Below are 13,592 nucleotides of genomic sequence, written 5' to 3'. Positions count from 1 at the left end.
GCGGGTTCGGTTCCCGTCACCCGCTCCACGAGCGAAGGCCCAGGTCAGGGACAGATCCCCGACCCGGGCCTTGATCATTTCTAGGGCCTTCTCGATCTTCCGTGCCCGATCCGTTCAAATCTTGTTCGCTCAGGGCTTCTTCGGCGAGCTCCCGAGCCCGTCGGCGATCGCCCGATCCCGCGCCATCGCGGTGTGCTGATAGATCAGCGTGGCCCGCGTGGTCGAGTGCCCCATACGGTTCATCAGCTCCCGCAACGTCGCGCCCGACTGCGAGACGAAGGTGCGGCGCACACCAACCCCGCCCCACTGGACGACGTCTTGATAGGGCTGGAGCAGATCACGCTGTCCAGGCTGGATCCCGACCGATGAGGCCGAGCAGGCGGTCGAACAGTGGGGCGTCGTCCGGCACTGCCACGGGCGGCCCGAAGACACCACGTTGCCTGCCCATCTCCACCATCTGGTCAGTGAAGTGCAGCACCCGCGAGACGGCCTCGGGGTCCGGCTCGTACTCCTGACCGGTGGCTCTGGCCAGGTCCCAGCCATGCACGACCATATCGACGAGGTACATGTGGCCCAGCGCGGTCATCGGCAGGCCCATGGCGGGGCTGGTTCCCTCCCATGCCTCGGGCCGCGACCAGGCGGCCAGCATGCCCTCCGCTCGCTCGGGAAAGTCGCCCGCGTAAGGCCCCTGCGCAACGCTCGGCCCCTTGCGAGCCAACGACTCGAACATCTCCGCCACCCATTCGAGATGGTTGATCAGGTCCTTGACGTCGAACTTCGCGCATGGCGTCGAGAACCCGAGCTGCTCCTGCCGCACCGCACGCACCAATCTCGCGGTCCGTTCGGTGGCGCGCGTCATCAGCGGCATCATGTCTTCCATGGCGACCAGCGTGCCTCGCCTGCCCGAAGGGCGGCTTGTAGAAACGCGACAGCGCGGCTGGGTCAACCCGTACGCGGGGCTCAACGCGTTCGATTTCGTCCGGCAGGCGCCAGCGCCCGAGATTGCGGCGTACGTGGAGCACTTCTGGGTCGTCACGTGGACCGATCTCGCCGAGCCGTACGAACAGCGCATCGTCTCGCACCCCACCGTGAACATGACGATCACCCAGAACTTCCGCCGGATCGCGGGAGTGATCAAGGGCGGGTTCTCCTACACGATGCGGGGCAGCGGCCGCGTGCTCGGCACACGCTTCCGCCCGGGTGGCTTCCGGCCGTTCCTCGGCGGTCCGGTATCCCAGCTGACCGGCCGGTTCGTGGAGATCAGCGAGATGTACGGCGCAGCCGGCGCGACCCTGGTCGAGCAAGTCCTGGCCGAGCCCGACGCCCAGGCCGCCATCGCGCTCACCGAGACGTTCCTACTGAGTCTGGGGCCAAATCAGGATCCGCTAACGGAAGAGGTCGCGGCATTGGCGGCGATGGTGGAGAACGACGTGTCCGTGACCAGGGTCGACGAGCTGGCCGCCAGATCGGGGCGGTCGGTGCGCTCGTTGCAGCGGCTGTTCCGGGACTATGTCGGCATCGGCCCCAAGTGGGTGATCCGCCGCTTCCGCCTGCACGAGGCCGCGGAGCGGGTTTACCAGGGCCTCGACCTCGCCACGCTGGCCGCCGAGCTTGGCTACACCGATCAAGCACACCTGACCCGCGACTTCACCGCTGCGGTTGGCATGCCTCCTGCGGCCTACGCCCGGCTCAGAAGCCAGGCCTGACCCCGGCCTTCAGCGGGAGGCCATCTCCTTTGGCGAGGCGCAGCAAGATCGGTAGCCTACTCCCAAGCTGACAGCGCGGGTTCGATTCCCGTCACCCGCTCCACAAGCGAAGGCCCAGGTCAGGGAGTAGATCGCGCAGTTCGGGCCCTCCGCAAACGCGAACACCCCGGAACCGGCGGCGGCGGTTCCGGGGCGGGCGGTCGTTCCGGGATCGGCCCGGGATCGGCCTCCGGGATCAGGTCGCGAGCGCGGTGCGGCGGCCGCGGCGGGCCACCTCACGCTCCAGGTACCACTCCACGACCAGCAGCGGGATCGTCCAGCCGAGCCAGCCGGACAGCCCGGAGATCGTCCACGCCATCAGGTCGGGGTCGCCGTGGAAGACGGTGTCCTGCAGCGGGGGCAGGGCGATGATCAGGATCCCGGTCCACACCCGGTTGGTGATGATGGAGTAGGTCAGCACGGCGCTGCGGAGCATCCAGCGCCGGTGGTCGGCGTACCGGCGGGCGCGGGCGGCGCGCCAGCCCGCCACGGTGAAGGCGAGCCACAGCAACGCGAGGAGCACATCGCTGACCGCGAGGAACAGCCCGAACGGGGTGCGCGCCCCGATGACCAGGCCGGTCAGCCCGGCCGGCAGCACCCCGGCGAACACGTAGACCCGCCCGGCGCGCCGGTGCCACACCGGGTGCCGCCGGCGGAACCACGGCCACACCTGGAAGAACGCGGTGACCATGGCGACCGAGGCGAACAGCACGTGCGCCACGAGCAGCGGGTAGTGCAGGCCGAACCCCTCTGCCTGCGGCACCCGGGACAGCGACGGATCCCCGGTCAGGTACGGCGGCAGCGAGAACGCGAGGAACCCGGCCGTGAGCAGGCCGAGCGGCACCGTCCAGCGGCGCCGCCACCACGGACGCCGGCGGGCCGGTACCGGCGGAGGACTGTCGATCGTCGTGTCCATGACGGCTCCAGGGGGAGGTCGAGTAGATGCGTATGCCATACGCTCAATGCGTACCATATACGCAAGGCGTAGGCCATACGCAAACTGGTAGGCTCCCTGGAATGCCGGACGACATCGGAGACGAGCTGCCACACGCGCTGAACGTGCTGTGGGGGCGGGCCAAGCCGAAGGGGCGGGGACGCACGCCCGCGCTCAGCCTGGAGCGGATCGTGGCGGCGGCCGTCGCCCTCGCCGACGAGGAGGGCCTGGCCGTGCTGTCCATGGCCCGGCTCGCCGAACGGCTCGGCTGCGCGCCCATGTCGCTGTACCGGCACGTGGCCAGCAAGGACGACCTGCAGCTGTTCATGCTGGCCGCCGCGCCCGGCCCGCCGCCGGAGTTCGGCACGGCGCCGGCCGACTGGCGCGGCTCACTCACCCGGTGGGCAGTCGAGCTGTTCGGCGTCTACCTGCGGCATCCGTGGATCGTCCAGCTGGTGAACTCCCCACCGGTGGACCCCGGCCAGCTCGCCTGGCTGGACGCCGCGCTGCGCGCCCTCGGCGGCACGCCGCTCGACCCGCGGGCCCGGTTCTCGATGGTCATGCTGGTGGTGCACTACGTGCGCGGCGCGGCCCAGATCCTGACGTCTATGACCGCCGAACCAGAGGAAAGGGCCGACGGGGCGTACGCCGCCCTGCTCACCGAGCTCGCCGACCCCGGCCGGTTCCCGGCACTGGCCCGCACCATCGAGGCCGGGGTGTTCGCCCCCAACCCGGGGGCGGGTCCGGACGACGACTTCCGCGCCGGCCTGGACCACCTGCTCGACGGGGTGGGGGTGGCGATCGAACGCGCCACCCGGGCCTGACCCGGGATAGCCGACCGGCGCGGTGCCGCAGGAGGCGCGGACCTTCAGCTCGGGCAGCAGTTCGACGGTCGCGATGCGCTCCTTGAGCGCCTGGACGATGGGCTGCGGGATGCCGACGATCCGCCGTCCCTCCTTGGACTCGGGCGGGCCAAGGACCAGTTCCCCCGTGGAGCGCTACAGCGATGATCAGGCCGTGGTGTCGGCCGGCGCGCGGTCCGGGAGGAGGGCCAGGAGCTGCTGCGTGTGGCCGGGCAGTTCTGTCTCGGCGAGCCCCGCGAGGAGGTCCCGCAGCGGCATGGGCTGATCGACCATGCAGGCGTCATTGGACAGCAGCCGGGTGGGCACGGGAGTGTCGAGTTCGGCCTCGCTCAGCGCCGGCCCGGCGAGCGCGCACAGGGCGTCTGCCTGGTGCTGGATGCGGTCGAGGAGCCCGGCGGTGCCACCCGCGAGCGTGGTGACGCGGTCGATGGTCCAGGCGTCGAGCGCGATGCGGTTGTCGTATGTGGTGTGGGAGCCGGAGGCAATGGCGGAGGCGGCGGCGATGGTGGTCGCCGTGACGAGTGAGACGTGCGCCAGGATCTGGTCGGCGGTCCACTCGCCGGGTGGCGGGACGGTGATCGCGCCGCCTCCGTAGTCAGCCACGGTGGTGGCGGCGTCGAGCAGCGAGCGGTAGGCCGCCTGGAGCTGGGCGGATTCCATGGGGGGCGTCCTCTTTCTGCAGGTGGGCGGCGTGGAACCATGCGCGCAGGGTGGCGGCGAGGACCGGTTCAGGCGTGCGGACGGGACATGTCCCAGGGCGCCTGTGGGAGGACCTCGCCAGTCTCGAGCAGGGACTTGAGGTTCGCCAGGACGGCGGGCCAGCCGTGGGAAATCCCGTTAAGCATCTCCTGGTTGGGGAGGTCCTCGTGGGTCACGGTCAGGCGGACGATGTCTTGGTGCGGTTCGATGAGGAAGGTGACCACCGACGGGTCCCGCAGCGATGCGGCGTCCGGCTGGTCTTCGAAGGTGATCACGAGACGGGTCGGGGGCTCCGCGGCGAGCACCCGACCGACGACGTCAACGGCCTCTGATCCGTCGGCGCGCCGGTGCTCCCAGGACGAGCCCGGCTGCCAGTCGGAGACGTTGGCGTGCCCCCAGTAGCGCGCGGTCAGATCGGCGTCGGTCAGAGCACGCCACACCTGCTCGGCGCTTGCATGGATGTAGGTGACGTAGACGTAGGTCGGCACGGAGACGGATGTCTCGGTCATGGCGTACTCCTCGGCTTGACTCCGGATGGCGCTGAGCGCTTGCAGTCGTGGCCTGTCGAACCCCGCGATCCAGCGCTGTTCGATCTCGTGGATCGGCGCCGGGTTGAGGTAGTGCAGCCGTTGCCGTCCGCGCCGCACCACGGTCACGAGGTTGGCGTCGACAAGGACGTCGAGATGCTGCGTCGCCGACTGGCGAGCCATCTCCAGGCGTTCGCACAGCTCGCCCAGCGTCTGACCGTTGCGCTCACGCAGCCGGTCGAGCAGGAGGCGCCGGGTGGGGTCGGCCAGTGCCTTGAAGGCTGCGTCCATCGTTTTGGCTTCCAGGCTCACCCCGGCATTATGCAGGTGATTACCTGCATAATGTCAAGCGGGTGTATCACCGCTGGTCAGATCGGTGGCCGTGGTCGTCGTACCGCGAGCGGACAGCTCAGCCCATCGCCTGCGAACACCAGCACACAAAGATCAACTAAGTTGACGCCGGCCGCATGACAAAGCGAACGCGTACCCACTTTCACAGGGGCAGGCCCGCCATCATCGAGCGACTCGGCTAGTGATAACCCCCGTAGAGTGGCTATATCGCGACAGTGGAGGACGAGATGAATCCAGCTCGATTCGACTTCTGGCTAACCGGCCGAGGTTGGGGTCGGGCACGGATCGCCGTAGGAGGTGCCCAGGCCGAGCTACACGCATCTTTTATCACAGACGCCCCCCGCGACCTCTTAGGAGCGCTCCAGCGCCTATGTCTTGGCGATAGCAAGGTTGCCCTCTCCTGGGAGGAGGAACCAGGAGTATTTCGGTGGATCTTCGAGCGAGACCAGCTCGACGTCCAAGTGCGCATTCTCTGGTTCCCCGACCACAACCAAGCAAACAGGAACGCAGAAATACTTTTTAACGCAAACTGCACTCTGGACCACCTAGCACGAGCGATCATTGCAGGTTTCCGCCGCTTGCAACATGAGATCGGCGAGCGCGCCTATGAAGACGGTTGGGGCTTTCCATTTCCTGCCCACGAAATCGCTACCGTCGACCAAGCACGACGGTCCTTCGCTCAGCTCAGTTGATAAAGCAGCCGTCATAAATCGATGACCGCCCCGGCGCATCACTGCGGCCACCCGGTTGCTATTCTCCACGATGCAATCCGGGACGAACTATACGCGCACTGGCCTCGTCCGATGCCTCAGACGCAGTATGACGATTTTCCCGTGGATATCTCAGAGGCAGCAAAGGACGCGCACACCTGTCTATCAGTTGGACCCTTTCGGGCAGCGGCGACCATGGCCCGCATGACGGTGGAGGCAATCGCCAAGGACAAGCACGTTCGGGGAAGCAACCTCGCGACCAAGATTGACGGGTTGCGAACAGCGGACTTGATCAGATTTGCCGGCACTTCTTCGTAGGGCAGCCGACAGCATCGAGGACCTCGGAGAAGTTGAGGTACACGACGTGATTATGCACACCGAGATCACGACGGAGGGCCCTTGGTCGAGCCTCACCGTGTACTTCGACTACAAGACCGATCAGCCTTGATCTGCGTTTTGGCTCCCGATCGTCGTGCAATTAGACAGGATGACGAGGGGCAACCACGATCACTTATGACCGGCCCTACGCCCAGGTATGCGCCCCTCACAGCCGTGATCCATGCGATTCCCAAGCTGACAGTGCGGGTTCGGTTTCCATCACCCGCTCCACACACGCAGGCTGGGTCACGGAGTTTGGAGGCCGTCAAAGCGGAACCATCCCATAGCGCCCTACCACCGGCTGGAGATCACTGCTCCCAGCCGAGGAGATTCCGGATCGAGGATCACCAAACCCCTGAATTCATGAGCGAAGGCTTCAGGGCCGACGTTGTCGACTGTATCGGTGATCACTATGCCGCTGATTCTGCTGGCAAGAGCAAGGGCTGCCGGGACGGCATTGTCGATGATGTCACCTGCGGCGGGATCGATGCCCAATGCGCGCAGATGCTCGTTCAGCCCATCGGGTGCGCTCCCCTGGCGATCGAACGGGCAAGACGGTGTGAAGCTGGTCGCCGCTCGCCCGTCCACGGCGTGGATGAAGCTGTCACCAGCGGTGCCGTCGCGTTGTACGACGATGGCCTCGCCTCCATCCTGCGACAGAAACTCGACGGACTCACGCCAGTTCCCCCGGCGGCCTTTGCACTCGGCGACCGTCCAATCTCCGGCGCGGGCGACCCTGACGATCTCCTCAGAGATCCCCGTCATCCGGTAGTCGGTGACCTCTTCGTCGGAGACGAGCCGAATGTCCTGCGCTTCAGCACCAAGGCCGTGCAGGACCTCGCGCTCGTCCAGTCCGCGGACGAAGGCGATTGTGTAGGTGGGACCGAGCGGCCCGTCCTCAGACCAGTCGTAAACACCTGGACCGGCTCCGGAGTCTTGCGCGAATACGCGAACCACCTCGTACACGTCGGGGTTCGCCGCAATGTATGCCTCGTGGACGTGCAAGGGGACCCTGCCTCCCGCACTGATCCAATGGCCGTTGGCCTCGGCCCACTCGCAAAGGCCAGGAGTTCCAGCGGGACGGACAAGCCGGGTCATTCGCATCCGGCGAAATGGGGAGTCCGACACGTTCTGGAATCTACACATATTCGATCATGTCGAGATAACGGCGAGGCAGCTGAGCGTTCACGTCCCGGATCCCAACCGAGTACCGGATACCTGACATGTCACGCCGCCCGAATCCTGGCACCTGGGGGTGATCTCGCTCTTGGGCGCGTGCCAGACCCGTGCCAGAACAAGCAGGGAGCCTCGGTCACTCACGGAGACTCATGGTCAACCGGCCTACTCTGACCTGCACCCCGCTTTCCCGGCTCAGATCACATCATCTTGAAAGACTTCCCGAGCTGACGGCACGGGTTCGATTCCCGTCACCCTCTCCAAGGGCGAGTTAGGAGACAGATCCCGGCCCGGCGGCGAGCATTGCGCCTGCGGGTCAAAGGTGAGAACGGGTGGATGGCTCGGCGAAGCCTAGACTTGCGCTATGCCGATCTACCTGGGCCTGCTCGACGGTGTGCGGTGGCAAGGGCAGCCGGTGGTCGGCGAGAGGGCTCAGGCGCTGCTCGCAGCTCTCGCACTCGCCAGCCGGACCGTGAACGCGGACCGGCTCGTCGCGGAGGTGTGGGGGGACGACGAACCGGCCAATCCAGCGAAAGCGCTGCAGGTCCTGGTGTCTCGGACCAGGTCGGTCGTGGGGTCGGAGGCGCTGGTCACGAAAGACGGCGGCTACCGGCTCGAGGTTCCGGCCGACCGGGTCGACGCCGGCCGGCTGCACGATCTGGCGGGCCGGGCGCGGGCGCTGCTCGTCGAGAATCCGGCCGCGGCGGCCGTGGTGGCGGAGGAGGCGCTCGCGCTGGGCGTCGGGGCGCTGCCGCCCGAGGGTGACGGTCCGCTGGCCGAGGTGCGTCGGCGCGCGGAACGCGACCTGGCGTCCGCGCGGCTCGTGCTCGCCCGCGCCCGGAGCCGGAGCGGCGACCACGGCCCCGCCCTGCCCGGGCTCGAAGAAGCCGTGCGCGTCCACCCCGAGGACGAGGGGCTGCTCGCCGACCTCCTGCGCAGCGAGGTGGCGGTGCGCGGAACGGGCGCCGCGCTGGGCCGCTTCGAGCGCTATCGGTCGGACCTGCGTGAACGGATCGGCGCCGACGTCGGCCCGGAGCTGCGACGGATCCACCAGGAGCTGCTGGCGCTCGACAGCCCCGTACGTGCCGGCGTGCGGTTCGACACGACCCCGCTGCTCGGCCGCGACGACGACCTCCGACGGGTGCGGGCGCTGCTCGCCACCTCCCGGGTGGTCTCGATCCTCGGCCCGGGCGGGCTCGGCAAGACCCGGCTCGCCCATGCCGTCGCCCGCGAGGCCCCGCAGCCGGTGGCGCACTTCGTCGAGCTGGTCGGTGTGACCACGCCCGAGGACCTGGTCGGCGAGGTCGGGTCGGCGCTCGGCGTCCGCGACTCGGTGACCGGACGCCGCACGCTCACCCCGCGGCAGCGCGCCGACATCCGGGCCCGGATCGCCCAGCAGCTCGACCTGGCCCCGACGCTGCTGGTGCTCGACAACTGCGAGCATCTGGTGGAGGCGGTCGCCGACCTGGTCGCCTATCTGACCGCGACCACGCGGGAGCTGCGCGTCCTCACCACGACTCGCTCGCCGCTGGCGATCGCCGCTGAACACGTCTACCCGCTGCCCCAGCTGGGCACCGGCGACGCCGTCGAGCTGTTCCGCGACCGCGCGACCGCGGCCCGGCCCGGCGTACGTCTCGACGAGGAGGACGTGCGCGCCGTCGTGGCCCGCCTGGACGGCCTTCCGCTCGCGATCGAACTGGCCGCCGCGAAGGTGCGGGTGATGTCACCGGTCGAGATCGCCCGCCGGCTGGAGGACCGGTTCGCGCTGCTGCGCGGCGGCGACCGGAGCGCGCCTTCCCGGCACCAGACACTGCTGGCGGTGATCGACTGGTCCTGGAACCTTCTCGGTGAGCGGCAGCGCCGGGCCCTGCGCCGCCTCGCGGCCTTCCCGGACGGCTTCGCCCTCGACGCGGCGGAGGAGGTGCTCGGCGGAGACGCTCTCGGCGACGTCGAGGAGCTCGTGGAGCAGTCCCTGCTCACCGTCGTGGAGGCGGCCGACGGCGTCCGGTACCGGATGTTGGAGACGGTGCGCGAGTTCGGCCGGATGCGGCTGGACTCGGCCGGTGAGACCGCGGAGGCGCGGGCCGCCGTGCGCGCGTGGGCCGTCGGTTACGCCGACCGGCACGGTGTCCGGCTGTACTCACCGGAGCAGGTCGACGCGATGGACCGGCTGCGTTCGGAGGAGACGAACCTCGCCGACATCCTGCGCGAGGCCCTCGCCGACCCGGACCCGGAAGCTGTGGTGGTGCTGTTCTCCACTCTGGGCGGCTACTGGACGATCTGCGGAGACCATCCGCGCGGCATCGTCCTCACCCCGGCCGTCACCGCCGTGCTGACCGGCTGGACGCCACCACCCCGGCTCCTCGACCGGACCCGGGTGGCCCTGAGCTGTGCGCTGTTCAACACCGTTTTCGTCTCCTCCGATGAGATCGGGGAGCTGGCACGGATGCTGTCCGCGCTGGGCGCCGACTCGGCGAACCCGGACATCCGGGCGCTGGTGACCGCATGGCTCACCACGGCGGCGGACCCCGGGAACGGCTTCGACACGCTGATCGACGATCCCGACCCCATGATCCGCCAGATCGCGCTGCACTGGCTGAGCCACGGCCTGGAGAACGCCGGCGACCCGGCCGGCGCGATCGAGGCGGCCCTGGCCGCCCTCCAACTCGTCGATGACGACGGCGGCCCCTGGCGCCGGGCGCTGCTACACGCTCACTTGGCCGGCCTGTACGCGCATCTCGGTGACTCCGCGTCGGCCTCCGTACATGCCGACGAGGCGCTCCCGGTGCTCGAACGCCTCGGGGCGGTGGACGACGCCATCCAGATCCGCGCCGCCCGCGCCATGGCGGCGCTCACTGACGGGCGCCGCGACGAGGCCGCACGGATGATCGACGACCTGGAGGCGCTCGCTTCCCGGGGCACCCACGGCGGTGTCCTCTCGGTCGCCGTCGGCAGAGCCCAGCTGGCCCTCGTCGACGGCGACATCGCCGAGGGACTGCGGCGGCACCGCGAAACCGTCGAGGTACTCCGGAATGTGCACATCCCGGGCACGCCGGACGGTTCCACACTGTGGGCCATCCTGGGCGAGGTCATCGCACTCTCGGCGTTCGCGCAGTACGGCGAGGGCGACGACGGCGCGGACCTCTTCGAGTCGCTGCGGGCCAAGGTCCTGATCATGTTCGACCCGGACCACACGTTCAACCGGGACTACCCGGTGATGGGGATGGTGCTCGCCGGGCTGGGCACCTGGGGCCTGCTCAAGGGAGCACTGCCCGCCGAGAAGGGGGTCCGCCTGCTCGCGCTCGCCGACCGGTTCGCCTACAGCCGGTTCACCCCGACGATGCAGTGGTCGGTGCTGTCCGCGCACGCCGAACGGATCGCTCCCGGCGTCATGTCCCGGATCGAGGCCGAATACGGCGAACGACGCGGCCCCGACCTGCTGGCCGAGGCCCATACCGTCCTGAAGCGGGTGGTCTGACACCGTCTACATCTTGCGGGAGTACGAGCGGACCGCCAGTGGAGCGAAGATCGCGACGACGACCACGCAGCCGATGACCGCCCAGCCGACCTCGGCCGTCACGGCCCCATCGTTGAACAGGTCGCGTACCGCGGAGACGACGTGCGACACCGGGTTGACCTTCACGAACGCCTGCAGCCACCCGGGCAGCGTCTGGGCGGGGACGAAGGCATTGGACAGGAAGGTGAGCGGGAACATGATCATCATCGAGATGCCCTGGACGCTCTGCGCGGAACGCGCCATCGTGCCCAGCCAGGTGAAGATCCACGCCAGTGACCAGCCCGAGATCACCGTGAGTGCGACACCGCCGACGCAGCCGAGCACACCGCCGCCGGGGCGGTAACCGATGGCCAGGCCGCTGGCGAGTGTCAGCACCGACGCGATGCCGTAGCGGATCAGGTCGGCGATCATCGGCCCGGCCAAGGGGGCGATTCTCGCGATCGGCAGGGACTTGAAGCGGTCGAACACCCCCTTGTCCATGTCTTCGCGCAACTGCACGCCGGTTGCCATGCAGACGGTCAGGGCCGTCTGGGCGAGGATGCCGGGGATCAGTACCGGGAGGTAGTCCGACACGCTGCCGGAGATCGCGCCCCCGAAGATGAACGCGAACATCGCGGTGAACAGCAGGGGCTGGATGAGGACGTCGAAGAACTGCTCGGGCTTGCGGCGCATCTTCTTCAGGGCTCGCCATGCCATCGCCAGGACCTGGACCCAGGTCTCCCGGACCGAGCTGCGGGACGTGGTGCGGGCGACCGCGGCGGACGGGTCGACGCGCCGAGGGGGGAGGGGGGTCTCGGTCATGGTGCTCGTCGTGGTCATCGGGCCGCCTCCATCTGGGGTTCGTCGACGGCGCCGTGGCCGGTCAGCGCCAGGAAGACCTCGTCCAGCGTCGGTTTGGCGACGCTCACCGAGGAGATGCCGAGGCCTGCTTCCCGCAGGCCGATCAGGACGTCCGCGGCCCGGTTGGGGTCGGGGAGGGGGATGCTCATCCGTCCTGATTCCGGGGTCAGGACCGGCTCCTCGCCCAGCAGCCGGCGGACGATGTCCGCGGCCAGGGCGGTGTCGGAGCCGTCAGCGAGGCTGAGCTGCAGCGTCGACTCACCGACCTGGGTCTTCAGGGCGTCGGGGGTGTCCTCGGCGACCTTTCGGCCTCGGTCGATCACAGCTACGCGGTCGGCCAGCTGGTCGGCCTCGTCCAGGTATTGGGTGGTAAGGAGGATCGTGGAGCCGTCGGTGACCAGCTCGCGGATGGTGTCCCACATCTGGCCTCGGGTTCGTGGATCAAGGCCGGTCGTGGGCTCGTCCAGGAAGATCAGGGGTGGGCGGGTGATCAGACTTGACGCGAGGTCCAGGCGGCGGCGCATGCCACCGCTGAACTGGGACAGGGGACGATCGGCCGCCTCCTGGAGGCCGAAGCGTTCGAGCAGTTCGCCGGCGATGGTCTTGGCTCGGGTGCCGGCCAGGCCCTGTAGCCGGGCGAACAGCCAGAGGTTCTCCCGGGCGGTCAGGTCCTCGTCCACCGAGGCGTACTGGCCGGTGACGCCCACCAGCTGCCGGATGCGGTGGGGTTCCCGCCGGACGTCGACGCCGAAGATCTCCGCGTGGCCGCCGTCGATCGGGAGCAGGGTGGCGAGCATCCGGAGCATCGTGGTCTTACCCGCTCCGTTGGGGCCCAGGACTCCGAAGATCTCGCCTTGCCGCACGTGAAGGTCGATTCCATCCACGGCCCGGAAATCTCCGAATTCCTTGACCAGATTCTCGGCCCGGACGGCACCGAGGTCCGCCATGACGCGTCTCCTCTCTCCGCCGAGTACCTCCCGGCGTTCGAGGAGAGCTTCTGCGTTGTCGGCTTCATCGCGGCTTCACGGCGGTTTCACCTCTGACCTGGCGGTTTCACCAGCTCCGGTGTCCTTCTCCACTACGGCATGTCTTCGCCGTCCGCGGCTCGGCCAACCGCGTGTGCCACTGCCGGATGTGGCGGTTGCCGATCTCGCCCAGGAGCCGCCTGAGTCGATACCCAACCGCAATGGTGAAGAGTGCGAAAGAAGTGTCATTCTCGAATTGGGCGGATCGGAGTGGGGAGGCAGCATGACGGAGACGGGCGGGCCCAAATTACGCGTGCGATGGACGATTCTGCTGGTCATCGTCGCGCTCGTGTCGGCAGCTGCAGCCGCTTCATGGTATTCGGGCATGGTCCGCGCGCGTCTCCAGACCGTGATGCTGGAGGGCCGCAGCGGGTCCGGCGACAGCGACACTCGCGTGATGACCATTCGATTCGGCATCAGAAACGAAGCGTGGACGCCTGTCACGATCGTGGGCGCCGGGCGCAGCAGTTCCTTCATGCGGCTGCTCAGGGTGGAGGGCACGCACACTCCCATCACGCTCGGCCCGGGCGATACGACGGATTTCGAATTCGTCTACAAGGTCACGGATTGCTCCGCCGTTTCCGCTCAGAAATGGCCGATTCCGGTCCGCGTGGAGCGCCCCTGGGGCATGCAGACCGTCTACGTCGAGCCTCCTCGACAGAGGGCGAACATTTCCGATGACTTCGCGTACGTGGATGAGAACTCGACGTGGGCGCTGTGGCACGTGGCCAGGGCCAGTTACGTCTGCGACTGGCAACAGTGACCGGCTCTCGCGGTCGAAGGCGTGAGTGCACCCACATGCCGACCTGACGCGCTGTCCGATTTTC

General features: G+C 68.3%; 13 protein-coding genes. 5 read left to right on the top strand and 8 right to left on the bottom strand.

Going from position 1 to position 13,592, the window contains the following annotated elements; genetic code table 11:
• Positions 1–129 precede the first annotated feature (129 nt).
• Both ACQP1V_RS05760 and ACQP1V_RS05755 read right to left on the bottom strand, forming a co-directional pair.
• On the bottom strand, positions 130–291 hold the full coding sequence (locus ACQP1V_RS05760; protein ID WP_433419561.1) for a hypothetical protein: 162 nt from the start codon (positions 289–291) through the stop codon (positions 130–132).
• A 46-nt stretch (positions 292–337) separates the two neighbouring features.
• Positions 338–880, bottom strand: a complete 543-nt coding sequence (locus tag ACQP1V_RS05755) for a TIGR03086 family metal-binding protein (RefSeq protein WP_433419559.1) — start codon at positions 878–880, stop codon at positions 338–340.
• Between ACQP1V_RS05755 and ACQP1V_RS05750 the strand changes: the two genes are divergently transcribed.
• Positions 846–1,706 carry an AraC family transcriptional regulator gene (locus ACQP1V_RS05750; RefSeq protein ID WP_433419556.1) on the top strand — a complete coding sequence of 287 codons (861 nt, stop codon included), beginning with the start codon at positions 846–848 and terminating at the stop codon, positions 1,704–1,706. The two genes, ACQP1V_RS05755 and ACQP1V_RS05750, sit on opposite strands and share 35 nt — an antisense overlap.
• 235 nt (positions 1,707–1,941) lie before the next feature.
• Here the strand turns inward: ACQP1V_RS05750 and ACQP1V_RS05745 are convergent, their stop codons facing one another.
• Positions 1,942–2,661, bottom strand: a complete 720-nt coding sequence (locus ACQP1V_RS05745; protein WP_433419554.1) for a DUF2306 domain-containing protein — start codon at positions 2,659–2,661, stop codon at positions 1,942–1,944.
• A 101-nt stretch (positions 2,662–2,762) separates the two neighbouring features.
• On the opposite strand from ACQP1V_RS05745, the gene ACQP1V_RS05740 reads away from it, so the two are divergent.
• Positions 2,763–3,503 carry a TetR/AcrR family transcriptional regulator gene (locus tag ACQP1V_RS05740; RefSeq protein WP_067144286.1) on the top strand — a complete coding sequence of 247 codons (741 nt, stop codon included), beginning with the start codon at positions 2,763–2,765 and terminating at the stop codon, positions 3,501–3,503.
• Positions 3,504–3,689: 186 nt separating this feature from the next.
• Here the strand turns inward: ACQP1V_RS05740 and ACQP1V_RS05735 are convergent, their stop codons facing one another.
• Both ACQP1V_RS05735 and ACQP1V_RS05730 read right to left on the bottom strand, forming a co-directional pair.
• A complete protein-coding gene (locus tag ACQP1V_RS05735) occupies positions 3,690–4,202 on the bottom strand; it encodes a hypothetical protein (protein WP_433419551.1) in 513 nt (170 codons plus the stop codon).
• Between the two features lie 68 nt (positions 4,203–4,270).
• The gene (locus ACQP1V_RS05730) at positions 4,271–5,080 is read right to left on the bottom strand and encodes an ArsR/SmtB family transcription factor (protein ID WP_387407855.1); all 810 of its coding nucleotides are present in this window, start codon (positions 5,078–5,080) and stop codon (positions 4,271–4,273) included.
• Positions 5,081–5,832: 752 nt separating this feature from the next.
• Between ACQP1V_RS05730 and ACQP1V_RS05725 the strand changes: the two genes are divergently transcribed.
• Positions 5,833–6,147 (top strand): DUF4145 domain-containing protein, encoded by a 315-nt coding sequence (locus ACQP1V_RS05725; protein ID WP_433419548.1) that lies wholly within the window; start codon positions 5,833–5,835, stop codon positions 6,145–6,147.
• Between the two features lie 351 nt (positions 6,148–6,498).
• Here ACQP1V_RS05725 and ACQP1V_RS05720 read toward each other — a convergent pair whose 3' ends face one another.
• Entirely contained in the window at positions 6,499–7,212 is a 714-nt protein-coding gene (locus ACQP1V_RS05720) for a DUF6461 domain-containing protein (RefSeq protein WP_433419546.1), read from the bottom strand.
• Positions 7,213–7,747: 535 nt separating this feature from the next.
• Here ACQP1V_RS05720 and ACQP1V_RS05715 point away from each other — a divergent pair.
• On the top strand, positions 7,748–10,861 hold the full coding sequence (locus ACQP1V_RS05715; RefSeq protein WP_433419543.1) for an ATP-binding protein: 3,114 nt from the start codon (positions 7,748–7,750) through the stop codon (positions 10,859–10,861).
• A 6-nt stretch (positions 10,862–10,867) separates the two neighbouring features.
• On the opposite strand, the gene ACQP1V_RS05710 is transcribed toward ACQP1V_RS05715, so the two are convergent.
• Together ACQP1V_RS05710 and ACQP1V_RS05705 are read right to left on the bottom strand one after the other, a co-directional pair.
• Entirely contained in the window at positions 10,868–11,719 is an 852-nt protein-coding gene (locus ACQP1V_RS05710) for an ABC transporter permease (protein ID WP_387418416.1), read from the bottom strand.
• A complete protein-coding gene (locus tag ACQP1V_RS05705; protein ID WP_433419540.1) occupies positions 11,716–12,687 on the bottom strand; it encodes an ATP-binding cassette domain-containing protein in 972 nt (323 codons plus the stop codon). The genes ACQP1V_RS05710 and ACQP1V_RS05705 overlap by 4 nt, the downstream gene beginning before the upstream one ends.
• A 301-nt stretch (positions 12,688–12,988) precedes the next feature.
• On the opposite strand from ACQP1V_RS05705, the gene ACQP1V_RS05700 reads away from it, so the two are divergent.
• The gene (locus tag ACQP1V_RS05700) at positions 12,989–13,528 is read left to right on the top strand and encodes a hypothetical protein (protein WP_433419539.1); all 540 of its coding nucleotides are present in this window, start codon (positions 12,989–12,991) and stop codon (positions 13,526–13,528) included.
• Positions 13,529–13,592: the final 64 nt, after the last annotated feature.

Source organism: Microtetraspora malaysiensis (assembly GCF_050947145.1).
GTDB lineage: Bacteria > Actinomycetota > Actinomycetes > Streptosporangiales > Streptosporangiaceae > Microtetraspora_A > Microtetraspora_A malaysiensis.
The sequence above is the reverse complement of the archived record's forward strand: the minus strand, read 5'-3'. Positions and strand labels throughout refer to the sequence as shown.